This is a genomic window from Streptomyces bobili (assembly GCF_002154575.1).
In the GTDB taxonomy this organism is placed as follows: domain Bacteria; phylum Actinomycetota; class Actinomycetes; order Streptomycetales; family Streptomycetaceae; genus Streptomyces; species Streptomyces bobili.
This window is the reverse complement of the sequence record NZ_MUBA01000019.1, coordinates 1-16,375: the sequence shown is the minus strand read 5'-3', so window position 1 is coordinate 16,375 and position 16,375 is coordinate 1. Positions and strand designations below refer to the sequence as shown.

General features: G+C 70.4%; 14 protein-coding genes. All 14 read right to left on the bottom strand.

What is annotated here, in order from left to right:
- Positions 1-153: 153 nt before the first annotated feature.
- Positions 154-1,422, bottom strand: a complete 1,269-nt coding sequence (locus BZL64_RS02235) for a DivIVA domain-containing protein (RefSeq protein ID WP_086765541.1) — start codon at positions 1,420-1,422, stop codon at positions 154-156.
- Positions 1,423-1,475: 53 nt separating this feature from the next.
- Positions 1,476-1,760 (bottom strand): YggT family protein, encoded by a 285-nt coding sequence (locus tag BZL64_RS02230; RefSeq protein ID WP_086765539.1) that lies wholly within the window; start codon positions 1,758-1,760, stop codon positions 1,476-1,478.
- Between the two features lie 63 nt (positions 1,761-1,823).
- The gene (locus BZL64_RS02225; RefSeq protein WP_086765537.1) at positions 1,824-2,465 is read right to left on the bottom strand and encodes a cell division protein SepF; all 642 of its coding nucleotides are present in this window, start codon (positions 2,463-2,465) and stop codon (positions 1,824-1,826) included.
- Between the two features lie 127 nt (positions 2,466-2,592).
- A complete protein-coding gene (locus BZL64_RS02220; protein ID WP_086765535.1) occupies positions 2,593-3,312 on the bottom strand; it encodes a YggS family pyridoxal phosphate-dependent enzyme in 720 nt (239 codons plus the stop codon).
- A gap of 6 nt (positions 3,313-3,318) precedes the next feature.
- On the bottom strand, positions 3,319-4,047 hold the full coding sequence (gene pgeF, locus BZL64_RS02215; protein WP_086765533.1) for a peptidoglycan editing factor PgeF: 729 nt from the start codon (positions 4,045-4,047) through the stop codon (positions 3,319-3,321).
- Positions 4,044-5,249, bottom strand: coding sequence for a cell division protein FtsZ (gene ftsZ / locus BZL64_RS02210; RefSeq protein WP_086765531.1), 1,206 nt, complete (start codon positions 5,247-5,249; stop codon positions 4,044-4,046). The genes pgeF and ftsZ overlap by 4 nt, the downstream gene beginning before the upstream one ends.
- Positions 5,250-5,537: 288 nt before the next feature.
- Complete coding sequence (locus BZL64_RS02205) at positions 5,538-6,332, bottom strand: cell division protein FtsQ/DivIB (protein ID WP_086765528.1); 795 nt, start codon at positions 6,330-6,332, stop codon at positions 5,538-5,540.
- A 26-nt stretch (positions 6,333-6,358) separates the two neighbouring features.
- Positions 6,359-7,456 (bottom strand): undecaprenyldiphospho-muramoylpentapeptide beta-N-acetylglucosaminyltransferase, encoded by a 1,098-nt coding sequence (gene murG, locus BZL64_RS02200; protein WP_086765526.1) that lies wholly within the window; start codon positions 7,454-7,456, stop codon positions 6,359-6,361.
- Between the two features lie 6 nt (positions 7,457-7,462).
- Positions 7,463-8,815, bottom strand: coding sequence for a putative lipid II flippase FtsW (ftsW, locus tag BZL64_RS02195; protein WP_086765524.1), 1,353 nt, complete (start codon positions 8,813-8,815; stop codon positions 7,463-7,465).
- 73 nt (positions 8,816-8,888) lie between these two features.
- Complete coding sequence (gene murD / locus BZL64_RS02190; RefSeq protein ID WP_086765522.1) at positions 8,889-10,307, bottom strand: UDP-N-acetylmuramoyl-L-alanine--D-glutamate ligase; 1,419 nt, start codon at positions 10,305-10,307, stop codon at positions 8,889-8,891.
- A complete protein-coding gene (gene mraY / locus BZL64_RS02185; protein WP_086765520.1) occupies positions 10,289-11,362 on the bottom strand; it encodes a phospho-N-acetylmuramoyl-pentapeptide-transferase in 1,074 nt (357 codons plus the stop codon). The genes murD and mraY overlap by 19 nt, the downstream gene beginning before the upstream one ends.
- The gene (locus tag BZL64_RS02180) at positions 11,359-12,774 is read right to left on the bottom strand and encodes a UDP-N-acetylmuramoyl-tripeptide--D-alanyl-D-alanine ligase (RefSeq protein ID WP_086765518.1); all 1,416 of its coding nucleotides are present in this window, start codon (positions 12,772-12,774) and stop codon (positions 11,359-11,361) included. Before BZL64_RS02180 ends, mraY begins: the two co-directional genes overlap by 4 nt.
- A gap of 4 nt (positions 12,775-12,778) precedes the next feature.
- Entirely contained in the window at positions 12,779-14,434 is a 1,656-nt protein-coding gene (locus BZL64_RS02175) for a UDP-N-acetylmuramoyl-L-alanyl-D-glutamate--2,6-diaminopimelate ligase (protein WP_208639345.1), read from the bottom strand.
- Positions 14,435-14,493: 59 nt separating this feature from the next.
- On the bottom strand, positions 14,494-16,375 hold a 1,882-nt coding region (locus BZL64_RS02170; protein ID WP_244205147.1), incomplete at its 5' end, for a peptidoglycan D,D-transpeptidase FtsI family protein.

Genomic DNA, 16,375 nt, shown 5'->3' with positions numbered 1-16,375 from the left:
CCGCTGCGGGGGACCGGGCCCTTCGCCGTGTCCGGCGCCCGCCCGACGCGCCCCGCCTCGGGGCCGGCGCGCGAAAAAGGGCGGGGCCCCGGATCGGGATCCGGGGCCCACGCCCTTTGAACGCTGCCGACGCCTAAGGCGTACTACTGGCCGTCAGTTGTCGTCCTCGTCGATGAGGAAGCCGCGCATCGGCGAGGGAGCCTGCCCCATCGGGGAGGGACCCTGCGGACGCACCGGCGCCATCGGCTGAGTCATCGCCGGAGACATCTGCTGCTGGCCGCCGTACGACGGGCCGGCCTGGCCCGGTCCACCCATGCCCTGGTTGCCGCCGCCGTAGGACGGGGCACTCGCGCCGGCCGGAGCCATCGAAGGCGACGGGGACGGCGGCAGGGAGGCAGCGGCCGGAGTACGCGGCGGGGCGAGGGAGTCGTCGGCCTGGGTCTCCAGCTGACGCAGCTGGGACTCGAGGTACGACTTCAGGCGCGTCCGGTACTCGCGCTCGAAGCCGCGCAGGTCCTCGACCTTGCGCTCCAACGTGGCGCGTGCGGACTCCAGGGAGCCCATCGCGACGCGGTGCTTCTCCTGCGCGTCCCGCTCCAGGGCGTCGGCCTTGGCACGGGCGTCGCGCTCGAGACCCTCGGCACGCGAACGCGCCTCACCGACGATCTTGTTGGCCTCGGAACGGGCCTCGGCGATCGCCTGGTCGGCGGTCTGCTGGGCCAGCGAGAGGACACGGGCGGCACTGTCGCCGCCGGGGCCCTGACCATGGCCGCCCATCGGACCGCCCATGTGCTGCTGCTGCATGGGGGGCTGGCCACCCATGGGGCCCTGGCCCATCGGACCCTGACCCATGGGGCCCTGGCCCATCGGACCCTGGCCCATCTGGCCCTGGCCCATCTGACCCTGCATCTGGCCCTGCATCTGGCCCTGCATCTGTCCCTGGCCCATCTGGCCGGGACCCTGCGGACCACCCTGGCCACCGCCGGGACCGGCGGGCAGCTGCGGGGCACCGCTCGGCAGCTGGGGCGGGCCACCCATGGGGCCGCCCATCTGCTGCTGCGGCGGGCCCGATATGCCGGCGGGCACCGGGGCGCCCGGTCCGCGCATGCCCTGGGGCATCCCCTGCTGCGGCATGCCTTGCTGCGGCATCCCCTGCTGGGGCATACCCTGCTGCTGCGGGGGCATCCCCTGCTGCTGCTGGTCCTGCGGCTCCGGAGGCTTGCGCATGTTCTGCTGGTTCTGGGCAGCAGCACGCGTGGCAGCGGCCAGCTTGGCGCGCAGGTCCTCGTTCTCCCGGAGCAGGCGGGTCAGTTCGGCTTCGACCTCGTCGAGGAAGGCATCGACCTCGTCCTCGTCATAGCCTTCTCGGAGGCGGACGGTCGTGAACTGCTTGTTCCGCACGTCCTCGGGGGTCAACGGCATCTCTTCACCTCAACGTAGTCGTCGGCATTCGGCAAGACGGTAGTTCACATCGCTCACAGCCGACTCACGATCGTGATCAGGATGTAGACGATGATCATCAGTACGAAGAAGGACAGGTCGAGCGCCACGCCCCCGAGACGCAACGGCGGGATTACCCGCCGCAGAAGCTTGAGCGGTGGATCGGTGACAGTGTAGGTGGCCTCCAGAACGACCACCATCGCCTTGCCGGGCTGCCATGAGCGGGCGAACTGGAAGACGTAGTCCATGACCAGCCGGAAAATGAGCACGATGAGGAAGACCATCAGCGCGATGTAGACGACATCCAGGACCACGCTCATGTTCGGTGCTTCCCTCTCCCCTGCTTACGTACTTTCTCGTCACTGCTGTTCCGGTCGTGCGTCTCAGCTCTGGTTGAAGAACCCGCCCTCTGCGATGCGGGCCTTGTCCTCCGCCGTGACATCGACGTTAGCAGGCGACAACAGGAACACCTTCTGCGTCACCCGCTCGATGCTGCCGTGAAGACCAAACACCAAACCCGCCGCAAAGTCGACAAGTCGCTTCGCGTCTGTGTCATCCATCTCAGTCAGATTCATGATCACCGGGGTGCCCTCACGGAAGTGTTCCCCGATGGTACGGGCCTCGTTGTAGGTCCGGGGGTGGAGCGTGGTGATCCGGTACGGCTCTCGTTCCGACACGACCTTGGGCATGATCACCGGTGCGTTCTTCTCCAGGGACTGACGTTCTTGTGTGATGGATGCCACGGGCGCGATACGCGCCGACCGCCCGGATTCCGCGCCTGGCGAAGCGGATCTGGCCACCGGCTCACGCGGTGCGGGCGGTTGAGTGATTCGCACCTCTTCGTCCCTTTGGGACTGATGTGCTCCATGCGACTGGTGCGACGGCTCGTGCCGTCGGTGGTCACGCTCGGGCTCAGGATCGAGCTCGGGTTCAAAGTCGTCGTCGGGGTCGAAACCCCGGCCGTCGTACCCATCGTCCTCCACGAGGCCGAGGTAGACCGCCATCTTGCGCATCGCGCCGGCCATGCTCCGAGTCCTCCGCTCTGTGGTGGATCCGCTGACGACTGCCAAGTCCCGCGATCCACGTGGCCCTTATGCCGCCTTTCGGCGGTAATGACCATATTTTCTGCTGTGGTCCGACTTCCTGGCGACGTTACCCGAGGCCGGGGCGGACTCCGAGTACCGCGGTGCCGACGCGTACATGTGTCGCTCCGGCCGCCACGGCCTGTTCGAGGTCCGCGCTCATCCCTGCCGAGACCATGTTCGCAGCCGGATGAGTTCGGCGCAGGTCAGTCGACAAATCCATCAACCGCTCGAACGCCGCCTGTTGCTGTCCGGCGTACTCCCCGGTCAGAGGTGCGACTGTCATCAGTCCCGCGAGCCGGAGCCCCGGAGCGCCGGCGACGAGGCCGGCCAACTCCGCGATACCGCCCGGCGCGACGCCACCCCGCTCCCCCCGCGCGCTTTCGCCCGCGTCGAGCGCGACCTGGATGAGACAGCCGACCTCGCGTCCGACCCGCTCGGCCTCCTTGGAGAGGGCCGTCACCAGCCGGGCACGGTCGACGGACTGCACGACATCCGCGTAACCGACCACGGAGCGCACCTTGTTGGTCTGCAACTGGCCCACAAAATGCCAGGAAAGGGGCAGATCCGAGCAGGCCGCGGCCTTGGGTGCCGCATCCTGGTCCCGGTTCTCGGCGACGTGCCGCACACCGAGTTCCGACAGGATCCGCACATCGCTCGCCGGGTAGGTCTTGGTGACCACGATCAGGGTCACTTCTTCGCGCTTGCGCCCGGCCGCCGTACACGCGGCCGTGATGCGCCGCTCCACCTGCGCCAGATTTGCGGCGAGTTCGCCCTTACGGTCCGTCATGCACCATCAGCCCAGCCAGACATATCCCGCGAGTCGCCCCGTGGTGCGATCGCGGCGGTACGAGAAGTGGTCCTTCGACTCGCGCGTGCACACCGGCGACTGCTCCCGGTCGTGCACCCCGAGCCGGTCGAGCTGTGCGTGCACCCCGGCGGTCACATCGACCGCGGGAGTGCCCCAGCTCGTCTCGGCGTGCGCGGCCGGCTCGACGGCGGCCACCTCGGCCCGCATCGTCTCCGGTACCTCGTAGCACCGGCCGCAGACGGCGGGCCCGGTGCGGGCGACGATCCGGGACGGCTCGGCACCGAGCCCGACCATGGCCCGTACGGCGGCGGGGACGATCCCCGCGACCATCCCGGGCCGGCCGGCGTGGGCCGCGGCCACGACACCGGCGACCGGGTCGGCCAGCAGAACCGGCGTGCAGTCGGCGGTGAGTACGGCGAGAGCGAGTCCCCGCTCCGTGGTGACGATCGCGTCGGCCTCGGGCACCGGACGCTCACCCCAGGGACCGTCGACGACGGTGACGCCCGCGCCGTGCACCTGGTTCATCCAGACCACCCGGCCCGCTTCGAGACCCAGCGACTTGGCCGCCGACTCCCGGTTGGTCCGCACGGCCCCGGGGTCGTCGCCGACCGCGCCGCCGAGGTTGAGCTCCTCATACGGAGCGGCGCTCACCCCGCCCCACCGGTCGGTGAAGGCGAAGTGCGCGCCGCTCGCGTGTCCGCGCTGTCCTATCACTTCAGGAAGTCCGGCACGTCCAGTTCCTCGGCCGCGCTGTCCGAGTAGCTCCGGGACGGCGGTACCGGCGGGGCGACCGGGAGGTCGGCCACCGGCTCGGGAGCCGGCGCCGGGTCCTCCTTCGGGGTCACGCTGCCGAGCGAGCCGAAGCTCGGACGGCTCTCGGACTGCCGTGCCGCGGTGGGCTCCTCACGGCGGGGCGAGGAGGAGGAGGAGGAGGCCGAGCCGAGGACGGTGTCCCGGCGGGCCGGGGGCTGGCCCCCGTCGAAGCCGGCCGCGATCACGGTGACCCGGACCTCGTCGCCGAGCGCGTCGTCGATGACCGCGCCGAAGATGATGTTGGCCTCGGGGTGCGCGGCCTCGCTGACCAGCTGGGCGGCCTCGTTGATCTCGAAGAGACCGAGGTCGGAGCCGCCGGAGATGGACAGCAGCACGCCCCGGGCGCCGTCGATGGACGCCTCGAGGAGCGGCGAGGAGATCGCCATCTCGGCGGCGGCCACCGCGCGGTCGTCGCCGCGGGCCGAGCCGATGCCCATGAGGGCCGAACCCGCCTCGGACATGACCGACTTGACGTCGGCGAAGTCGAGGTTGATCAGACCGGGCGTGGTGATGAGGTCGGTGATGCCCTGGACGCCGGAGAGCAGGACCTGGTCCGCCGACTTGAACGCGTCGAGGACGGAGACCTGGCGGTCCGAGATGGACAGCAGCCGGTCGTTGGGGATGACAATGAGGGTGTCGACCTCTTCGCGGAGCTCCGCGATGCCGTCCTCGGCCTGGTTCGCGCGGCGCCGTCCCTCGAAGGTGAAGGGGCGGGTGACCACACCGATGGTGAGGGCGCCCAGGGAGCGTGCGATGTTGGCCACGACGGGTGCGCCGCCGGTGCCGGTGCCGCCACCTTCACCGGCCGTCACGAAGACCATGTCGGCCCCCTTGAGGACCTCCTCGATCTCCTCGCGGTGATCCTCTGCGGCCTTGCGGCCGACAGCCGGGTTGGCTCCGGCGCCGAGTCCGCGGGTGAGTTCGCGGCCGACGTCGAGTTTGACGTCGGCGTCGCTCATCAACAGAGCCTGGGCGTCCGTGTTGATGGCGATGAACTCGACACCCTTGAGACCGACCTCGATCATCCGGTTGATGGCATTGACACCACCGCCGCCGACACCGATGACTTTGATGACTGCGAGGTAGTTCTGCGGTGCTGCCACGTCGAAGGCCTCTCGCCTCGAGTTACGTGTCGCTGGTTCGCGAGACGCTCTGCGCTCCACGATCCGGCGACTGATGCCGAAATGGGACGGTCCGTTTCGCCGACCCGAACCCTAACGCTGAAGTTTAGGGTTACCAGTGTGCCTGTTCGTTGAAGTCTTCTGAACAGGACACTAAGTCGACAAGTGGCGCCCGTTCAACGAACACGCCGAACCTCCCGTTTTTCTTTTCACCCTATGTGATCAGCCGTGTCACTGCCCAACCAGGGTGCTGGCCTGCGCGGATGTGCGTCAACTCCCCGCTGACGCAGGGGCGGTGGGAACACTGACATCGAAGTGCCGTGCGTCCGGGGAGGCTTTCATCAGGGCGAGGATGGTACGGCTCTTCGCCGCGCCGTTCTCGGCACTCCCCCACGCGACGGTCCGGTCGCCGCTCAGTTCGAGCGAGATGTCGTCGTAGGAACGGACCTTGACGACGCGGGTGTCGCGGGCGACCGCGGGCGGCAGGGAACCGACGGTCCGCACGGCCTCGCGGACGAGGCGGTCCTCGCCGAAGCGGCGCAGGCTCGCGGAGGCCGAACTCGCGGGGGAGAGTTCCGTTTCCAGCAGCGGAACGCCCTTGGGGGCCTGGGAGACGGTGGCGAAACGGACGCCCTCGTCGTCCACTTCGACGAAGTTCCGCCCCTTTCGGACAAGCAGGACGGGCGTTCGTTCCGTCACTTTCAGACCGATTCCGTCGGGCCAGGAACGGGTGACCTCGACCGAGTCGACGCGGCGCAGTTCCGCCCGCAGCCGTTCCTCGATCGCGTCGGTGTCGACCGAGACCAGCGGTGAGCCGACCGGGACGGCGGCGGCCTCGCGGACCTGCGCCGGCGTCAGAACCGCCGTACCGGAGACGGAGACTCGGTCCACGCGCAGCCACTGGGAGCCGTACAGCAGCCAGGTGACGCCGGCGCCGAGGAGGACGACGGCGAGCGCGATGATGATGATCGTACGAAGTCGGCGGGGACCGAGCCGCCGGACCAGGGGCGGGCCGGACGACTCCTGCTGACGTGCCCCGCGCTCGGCGGTGGCGGATCCGGCCACGCTCCCTGCCCTTTCGTCATTCGTGCCTAACGGTGCGCACGCGAGGCGGCGATCGCCTCGTACACCATGCCGACGAGCAGGTCGTCGGCGTCGCGGCGGCCGAACTCGCCGGCCGCGCGGGACATCTCGTACAGCCGGTGCGGGTCGGCGAGCACGGGCAGGACGTTCTCCCGGATCCATTCCGGGGTCAGGTCCGCGTCGTCGACCAGGAGGCCGCCGCCGGCCTTGACCACCGGCTGGGCGTTCAGCCGCTGTTCGCCGTTGCCGATGGGCAGCGGGACGTAGGCGGCGGGGAGCCCGACGGCGGAGAGTTCGGCGACGGTCATCGCGCCCGCGCGGCAGAGCATCATGTCGGCGGCGGCGTACGCGAGATCCATCCGGTCCACGTACGGTACCGGGATGTACGGGGGCATTCCCGGCATCTGCTGGACGTGCGGCAGTTCGTTCTTCGGGCCGACCGCGTGCAGGATCTGGATGCCCGCCTGCTGGAGCCAGGGAGCGACCTGCTGGACCACCTCGTTGAGGCGGCGGGCGCCCTGGGAACCGCCCGAGACGAGCAGCGTGGGCAGGTTCGGGTCGAGGCCGAACACGTGCCGCCCCTCGGGGCGCGCGGCGGCGCGGTCCAGGGTGGCGATGGTGCGCCGCAGCGGGATGCCGATGTAGCGGGCGTCGCGGAGCTTGCTGTCGGGCGTGGAGACGGCGACGCGGGCGGCGTACCGCGAGCCGATCTTGTTGGCCAGGCCGGGGCGGGCGTTGGCCTCGTGGATGACGATCGGCACGCCCCTGCGCTTGGCGGCGAGGTAGGCGGGCAGGGCCACGTAGCCGCCGAAGCCGACGACACAGTCGGCCTGGGTGCGCTCCAGGACCTGCTCGGCCGCCTTGATCGTGCCGCGCAGCCGGCCCGGGACGGTGATCAGCTCGGGGGTCGGCTTGCGCGGCAGCGGCACCGCGGGGATCAGCGCGAGCTCGTAACCCCGCTGGGGTACGAGCGTGGTCTCCAGACCGCGCTCCGTGCCCAGGGCCGTGATCCCCACCGAGGGGTCCTGCCTGCGCAGGGCGTCCGCGAGGGCGAGCGCGGGCTCGATGTGGCCGGCGGTCCCCCCACCAGCGAGTACGACATGCACCGAAATTCACCGCTCTCCGGACGTACGCGCCGCCGAGGCACGCCGTCTCATCGTGTTCCATCTCCGGGGCCCCGTGAGACCCCCGGCTCCCCGCTTTCTACCAAAGCGGGGTTGCCGCATCGCAAGCGCGGCCCGCGCAGCGGGCTCGTCGCGTGCGAAGGCGATCAGCAGCCCGATGGCGAACATGGTCGGCAGCAGGGCGGATCCCCCGTAGGAGAACAGCGGGAGAGGGACACCGGCGATCGGCAGCAGGCCGAGCACCGCACCGATGTTGATCACGGCCTGGGCCGTGATCCAGGTGGTCACGCCTCCCGCGGCATACCTGACGAAGGGGTCCTCCGTGCGTCCGGCCACGCGGATACCCGCATAGCCTAGAGCCGCGAACAGGGCGAGCACCGACAGCGTCCCCGCCAGACCCAGTTCCTCACCGGTGACGGCGAAGATGAAGTCGGTGTGCGCCTCGGGGAGTTGCCCCCATTTCTCCACACTCGCCCCGAGCCCGGACCCGAAGATCCCGCCCGAGGCGAGGGCGTAGATCCCGTGCACGGCCTGCCAGCAGTCGGCCACCCCGGACTTCGGTTCGGTGGCGCCGATGCAGGCGAGCCGGGCCATCCGGTTCGGGCTGGTCTTGATGAGGATCACGCCGATCAGCGCGGCGATCGAGAGCACGCCGGCGAAGAGGCGGGTGGGCGCGCCCGCCAGCCACAGCAGGCCGAACAGGATCGCCGTGAGGATGATCGCCGTACCCATGTCGCCGCCGAGCATGATCAGTCCGAGCAGCATGAACGCGACGGGCACGAGCGGCACCAGCAGGTGCTTCCACTGGCTCAGCAGCCTCTTGTCCTGCTTGCGGGCCAGCAGGTCGGCGCCCCACAGCACCAGCGCGAGCTTGCCGAACTCGCTGGGCTGGATCTGGAACGAGCCGCCGAGCGAGATCCAGTTCTGGTTGCCGTTGACCGACATCCCTATCCCCGGCACCTGCACGAGTGCCATCAGGAAGACGGCGCCCGCAAGGATCGGGTAGGCCAGCGCCCGGTGCAGTTTCACCGGCATCCGGGAGGCGGCCAGCATCAGCAGCCCGCCGATGGCGGCCGCGAGGAACTGCTTGCGGAAGAAGAAGGAGCCCGGCAACGACATCTGGAGCGCGGTGATCTGCGAGGCCGAGTAGACCATCACCAGGCCCAGCACGGTGATCAGCAGGCTGCCGCCCAGGATCAGGTAGTAGGCGGTCAGCGGCCGGTCCCAGGCCTTGCGGGCGCGCGTGTAGAGCCGCAGCGCGGGGTTGTCCCGCGGCGGCCGGGCGACGGGTCCGCGGACGGGCCGCCGGACGGGCGGCCGCCCGGTACGGCTACCGGGCACCGCAGCCTCCGGTGTACGTCGGCCTCGACAGTCCCACGCGTCCCTCCCAAGGTCCGCCCGGCAGGCGGCCGGGTCAGGCGCCGAGTTCGCGAACGGCCTGCGCGAACGCGTCACCGCGCTGGTTGTAGTTGACGAACATGTCCATGGAGGCGCAGGCCGGTGCGAGCAGTACCGTGTCGCCTTCGGCGGCGAGTCGGCGGGCTTCCTGGACAGCCGCGAGCATCGCCCCAGTGTCGGTCCGGTCGAGGTCGACGACCGGTACTTCCGGGGCGTGTCGCGCCAGGGCTTCACCGATCAGGGCACGATCGGCGCCGAGGAGCACGACCCCGCGGAGCCGCTTCGCCGACTTGGTGACCAGCTCGTCGAAGGTGGCCCCCTTGGCGAGGCCGCCCGCGATCCACACGATCGACTCGTACGCCGCCAACGAGGCTTCCGCCGCGTGGGTGTTGGTGGCCTTGGAGTCGTCGACGTACGCCACACCGTCCAGGTCCGCCACGTGGGCGATCCGGTGGGCGTCGGGCGTGAAGGCCCTCAGCCCGTCCCGTACGGCCTTGGCGGGCACCCCGAAGGCCCGTGCGAGGGCCGCCGCGGCAAGGGCGTTGGCGATGTTGTGCGGGGCCGGCGGGTCGACGTCGGAGACCTCGGCCAGTTCCTGGGCGTTCTTCTGCCGGTTCTCGACGAAGGCGCGGTCGACCAGGATGCCGTCCACGACGCCGAGTTGGGAGGGGCCGGGGGCGCCGAGCGTGAAGCCGACGGCCCGGCAGCCCTCCTCGACGTCCGCCTCGCGCACCAGGTCCTCGGTGGCCGGGTCGGCCAGGTTGTAGACGCAGGCGACCCGATTGCCCTCGTAGACGCGGCCCTTGTCCTTGGCGTACGCCTCCATGGAGCCGTGCCAGTCGAGGTGGTCCGGGGCGAGGTTCAGCACGGCGGCCGAGTGGGCGCGCAGGGAGGGCGCCCAGTGCAGCTGGTAGCTGGAGAGTTCGACGGCGAGGACGTCGTAACGCTCCTCGCCGAGGACCGCGTCCAGCAGGGAGACGCCGATGTTGCCGACGGCCGCCGTACGCAGGCCGGCCGCCTTCAGGATCGACGCCAGCATCTGGGTGGTGGTGGTCTTGCCGTTGGTGCCGGTGACGCAGAGCCAGGGGGCCGCGTCGGGTCCCCGCAGGCGCCAGGCGAGTTCGACGTCGCCCCACACCGGCACACCGGCCGCGGCGGCTGCCGTGAACAACGGCTTGTCCGGCTTCCAGCCGGGCGCGGTGACGATCAGTTCGGTGCCCTCGGGCAGGGTGGCCCCGTCGCCGAGGCGCACGGTGACGCCCAGCTCCCGAAGGTCCTCGGCCTGCTCCCGCGCGCGGGCGTCGTCACCGTCGTTGACGACGGTCACCTTCGCGCCGAGCCCGTGCAGCACCTTGGCCGCCGGGACGCCGGAGACGCCGAGCCCGGCGACGGTGACGTGCTTCCCCTGCCAGTCGGTCACTTTTCCGCTGCCCATCCCGCGTAGAAGACGCCCAGTCCGACGATCACGCAGATGCCCTGGATGATCCAGAAGCGGACCACCACCAGGACTTCGGACCAGCCCTTGAGTTCGAAGTGGTGCTGAAGCGGCGCCATTCGGAAGACGCGCTTGCCGGTGAGCTTGAAGGAGCCGACCTGGATGACCACCGACATGGTGATGAGGACGAACAGCCCGCCCAGGACGGCCATCAGCAGTTCGGTGCGGGAGCAGATCGCGAGACCGGCGAGCACACCGCCGAGGGCCAGCGAACCGGTGTCCCCCATGAAGATCTTGGCCGGCGAGGTGTTCCACCACAGGAAGCCGAGGCAGGCACCCATCAGTGCGGCGGAGACGACCGCGAGGTCGAGCGGGTCGCGCACCTCGTAACAGGCGTTGGGGTTGGTCAGCGTCTCGCCGTTGGCGCAGGACTCCTGGAACTGCCAGACACCGATGAAGGTGTAGGCGCCGAAGACCAGGACGGACGCGCCGGTGGCGAGGCCGTCGAGACCGTCGGTGAGGTTCACGCCGTTCGACATCGCGAGGATCATGAACAGCGCCCAGAGGACGAACAGCACCGGGCCGATGGTCCAGCCGAAGTCCGTGATGAACGACAGCTTCGTGGAGGCCGGGGTGTTGTTGCGGGAGTCCGCGAACTGCAGGGACAGCACGGCGAAGCTGATGCCCACGATCAGCTGGCCGGCCATCTTCGCCTTGGCCCGCAGACCCAGCGAACGCCGCTTGACGATCTTGATGTAGTCGTCGAGGAATCCGACCAGACCCATGCCGACCATCAGACCCAGCACCAGCAGACCCGAGTAGGTCGGCGGCTTGCCGGTGATGAGCTTGGACAGGAAGTACGCCGCGACCGTCGCCAGGATGAAGGCGATACCGCCCATGGTCGGCGTACCGCGCTTGCTGGCGTGCTCGCGCGGGCCGTCGTCGCGGATGTACTGGCCGTAGCCCTTGCGGGCCAGCAGCTTGATCAGCAGCGGGGTGCCGGCCATCGTCAGGAAGAGGCCGAGGACACCCGCGAACAGGATCTGATTCATCATCGGGCGGCGACCTCTCCCCCGGCACCGGTCTCCAGCAGCGCCTGCGCGACGCCCTCCAGACCGACCGAACGGGACGCCTTCACGAGTACGACGTCTCCTGGGCGCAACTCGCTGCGCAACAGGTCGACAGCCGCCTGTGCGTCGGACACGTGCACCGACTCCTCACCCCACGAACCCTCGTTATATGCGCCCAGTTGCAGCCAGGCGGCTTCCCTGCCCCCGACCGCGACGAGCTTGCCGACATTGAGCCGGACGGCGAGCCGTCCGACCGCGTCGTGCTCGGCGAGCGCCTCGTCCCCCAGCTCGGCCATCTTGCCGAGCACCGCCCAGGTCCGCCGCCCTGTGCCCATTGCGGCGAGCGCGCGCAGGGCGGCTCGCATGGACTCGGGGTTCGCGTTGTAGGCGTCGTTGACGATCGTCACGCCGTCCGGGCGCTCGGTGACCTCCATCCGCCAGCGGGAGAGGGAGCCCGCCTCGGAAAGCGCGGTGGCGATCTCTTCCGCGGACATGCCCAGCTCATGGGCGACGGCGGCCGCGGCGAGCGCGTTCGACACGTGGTGCTCACCGTACAGGCGCATGGTCACATCGCTTGCACCGGAGGGTGTGTGAAGCCTGAAGGCGGGCTGTCCGGTGTCCGTGAGTCTGACGTTCTCGGCACGTACGTCCGCTTCGCCGGACTCTCCGAAAAGGACCACCTTCGCCTGCGTACGGGAGGCCATGGCCCGGACCAGGGGGTCGTCGGCGTTGAGGACCGCCGTGCCGCCCTCGCTCGCCGGCGGCAGGCTCTCGACGAGTTCGCCCTTGGCCTGGGCGATCTGCTCCCGGCCGCCGAACTCGCCGATGTGGGCGGTCCCGACGTTCAGTACGAGGCCGATCCTCGGTGGCGTCAGATCGGCGAGGTAGCGGATGTGGCCGATGCCGCGGGCGCCCATCTCCAGCACGAGGAACCTTGTCTCCTCGGTGGCGGACAGGGCGGTCAGCGGCAGCCCGATCTCGTTGTTGAGCGAGCCGGGTGTGAACACCGTCGGTGCCTTGCGCCGCAGGACCTGGGCGATGAGGTCCTTGGTGCTGGTCTTGCCGGCCGAGCCGGTGAGGGCCACGAGGGTCGTGCCGAGCGTGCGGACGACGTGCCGGGCGAGGGCGCCGAGCGCCGCCTGGACGTCGTCCACGACGATCGCGGGCACACCGACGGGGCGCGAGGCCAGTACGGCCGCCGCTCCCGCCTCGACGACCGCCCGCGCGTAGTCGTGGCCGTCCACCCGTTCGCCGACGAAGGCGACGAAGAGGCTGCCGGGCTCCACCTCACGGGAGTCCCGGACGACCGGCCCGGTGACCTGGACGGACGGATCCGGTATGTCGTACGTCTGCCCGCCGACGACTGCTGCGATCTCGGCGAGGGAGAGGGCGATCACAAGTTCATCCCTGGGTCTTCTGGATAGCTTCGAGAAGCACCTGGCGGTCGTCGAAGGGACGGACCACACCGGCGATGTCCTGGCCCTGCTCATGGCCCTTGCCCGCGACCAGCACGGTGTCCCCGGGCCGCGCCCGGCCGACGGCGGCGTCGATCGCGGCGGCCCGGTCCTCGAACAGCTGCACCTCGCCGCGCTCGTGGGCCGGCACCGACGCGGCGCCCTGGAGCATCGCCGCGAGGATCGCGAGGGGGTCCTCTGAGCGGGGGTTGTCGGAGGTCAGTACGGCGGTGTCGGCGAGCCGGGCCACGGCGGCGCCCATCGGCCCCCGCTTGGTCGTGTCGCGGTCGCCGCCGCAGCCGAGCACCACATGCAGCCGGCCCTTGGTGACCTTGCGCAGCGCCTTGAGCACCGACTCGACGGCGTCCGTCTTGTGCGCGTAGTCGACGACGGCGAGGTAGTCCTGTCCGGCGTCCACGCGCTCCAGCCGGCCCGGCACACCCGGTACGGCGGCCACACCGTCGGCGGCGGTCCGCGGGTCGATCCCGGCGGCGGCGAGCGCGACGATCGCGGCGAGGCTGTTGGCCACGTTGAAGGGGCCGGCGATCGGCGACCTGGCGGAGATCCGCTCGCCGTCGGGGCCGAGGACGGTGAACGTCGAGTCCATGGGGCCGACCTGGACGTCCACCGCCCGCCAGTCGGCGTCGGGGTGGCCCTCGGCGGAGAACGTGACGACCGGCACGGCGGCCTCGGCGGCCAGCCGGCGGCCGTACTCGTCGTCGAAGTTGACCACACCGAGCCGGCTGCGCAGCGGGGTGAACAGCTGCGCCTTGGCCCGGAAGTAGTCCTCCATGTCGGAGTGGAACTCCATGTGTTCCGGGCTGAGGTTGGTGAACACGGCGACGTCGAAGACACAGCCGTCGACCCGGCCGAGGACCAGGGCGTGGCTGGAGACCTCCATCGCGACCGCCTCGACGCCGCGTTCGCGCATGACGGCGAACAGCGCCTGGAGGTCGGTGGCCTCCGGGGTGGTGCGCTCCGACTTGATGCGCTCGTCACCGATGCGCGTCTCGACCGTGCCGATCAGCCCGGTGGCCCTGGCCGACTTCAGGCCGCCCTCGACGAGATAGGCGGTGGTGGTCTTGCCGGAGGTGCCGGTGATCCCGATCTGGAGCAGCTCGGGGCCGGGGTGGCCGTAGATCGTGGCCGCCAGCTCGCCCATCTGTCCGCGCGGGTCGTCGACGACCAGGACCGGCAGGCCGGTCGAGGCGGCGCGCTCGGCGCCGGCCGGGTCGGTCAGGACGGCGACCGCGCCGAGGCCCGCGGCCTGGGTGGCGAAGTCGGCGCCGTGCAGGCGGGCGCCCGGGAGGGCGGCGTACAGGTCGCCGGGGCGGACGGCGCGTGAGTCGTGGGTGATGCCCGTGACCTCCGCGGCGCTCTCCGGCTGTTCGGCACCCAGTTGTCCGGCCAGTTCCGCCAGGGGTGTGGCGGGGACGTGGACCGGACGCGGCGGCCCCGGATATGTCACGGAAGCGCCCTTCTGAGGGGTTTGGGACTGATCAGCGTGTGGCACGGCGGTGAGCGTACCGGGCGCGGCTGGTCGGGAGCGAAGTGAGGCGGCGGGTGGTGCCTGGTTCGCGGGATCGGGGGTGATCATGGTCACGGGCTGGTTCCCTGGCTGGTTCGGCGCTGAACACTCGCGGGCGGTTCTGGCGGGCTGGGTCAGGGGGCGAAGAAGACCGGGAGGTTCGCGGGCTTCGCCCCGGTCGGCGGGATCTGGAGTGTCTTCAGGGAGAACTCCATGACCTTCTTGAAGATCGGACCGCAGATCTGGCCGCCGAAGTAGCCGCCGTCGGTGGCGTTCTGGATCGCGCAGTACACGGTCACCCGGGGGCTGTCGGCGGGCGCGAAGCCGGCGAACGACGACGTGTAGCCGCGGTACTTGCCGGTGGCCGGATCCACGCGGTTGGCGGTGCCCGTCTTGCCCGCCACGCGGTAGCCGGGGATACGCGCCTTGGTGCCGGTTCCCTCCCGGTCGTCCACGACCGACTCCAGCATCTGGGCGAGGGTCCTCGCCGTCTTCGCGCTGACCACCCGCGTCTTCTGCGGGGCCTCGGCGGGGGTGAAGCGGCCGTCCGGGCCCTTGGTGCCGCGCACCAGGGTCGGCTCGACGCGCACGCCGCCGTTGGCGATCGTCGAATAGACGGAGGCCGCCTGGAGCGCGTTGATGGAGACGCCCTGGCCGAAAGGAATCGTGTACTGCTGCGAGGTCGACCAGTCGCCGGGCGCCGCGAGGATGCCCTTCGTCTCGCCGGGGAAGCCGAGTCCGGTGTGGCTGCCGATGCCGAACTTGCGCAGGTAGGAGTAGAGGGTCTGGTTGGCCTGCGCCTGGGTCCTGCCGAGCTGGCCGGTGGCCAGGATCGTGCCGATGTTGCTGGACTTGGCGAGCACGCCGTTGAGCGTGAGGTACCAGGTCTTGTGGTCGATGTCGTCCTGGAACAGCCGGTCGCCCCGGTGCAGCCGGTTCGGCACGGTGACGTGCGTCAGCGGTGTGGCCGCGTTCTCCTCCAGTACCGCGGCCATCGACATGACCTTGGCGGTGGAGCCGGGCTCGTAGGCGTCCTGGAGGGCCGCGTTGCCGAGGGCGTCGGGGTTCGCCCTGCTCAGGTCGTTGGGGTCGAAGCCGGGCGAGTTGGCCAGGGCGAGGATCTCCCCGGTGCGGGTGTCCTGGACGATGACGTAGCCGCGGTCCGCCTTGGACTCCTTGACCTGCTCGGTGATGGCGTTCTGGGCAGCCCACTGGATGTCCCGGTCGATGGTCAGCTCGACGTCGGAGCCGGGTACGGCCGGGGTCTCGGTGGAGCCCGCGGTGGGAACCTGGCGGCCACCGGACTGGGCGTAGCGGATCTTGCCGTCCTTGCCGGCCAGGGTGGTGTTCAGCTGCTGCTCGACACCGCCGCCGCCCTTGCCCTCGGAGTTGACCCAGCCCAGTATCCCGGCGGCCAGTTCACCGTTGGGGTACACGCGCTTGCTGCTGGGCACGGAGAAGACGCCGGCCAGGACGTTGACCGTGGCGGGGTCCGACTCGGCCTTGGTGGCGAGGGCGGACTTCAGGTCCTTGATCTGCTTCCAGACCTGCGGGGTCTGCCGGCCCGCCAGCTTGGCGTAGCGGGCGCCGGCGTTGCGGGGGCGCAGCTTCTTGACGAGCGCGGACTGCTCCTGGCCGAGGATCGGGGCGAGGAGGGCCGCCGCCTGCTCGGGACCGTCGACGGTCTTCAGCTCCGCGGGGGCGAACATCGTCGGGTCGGCGGTGATGTCGTAGGCGTCCTCGCTGGAGGCGAGGGCCACTCCGGAGCGGTCGGTGATCTCTCCGCGCTCGGCCGCCAGGATCTGGCCGACGTAGCGGTTCTGCTCGGCCTTGGCGGCGTAGGTGCTCGCGTCGACGGCCTGTACCTGGAGCAGGCGGACCACGAAGGCGATCAGCACCAGGGTCAGCGCGAGGCCGACCAGGCGCAGCCGGGGGCGCGGGCTGCCGAGCCGGATGACGCGGGGGGCGGCGGGCCGTGCGGCGGCCGGGCGGCGTGCGGCCCGCCGCCCCCCGCGT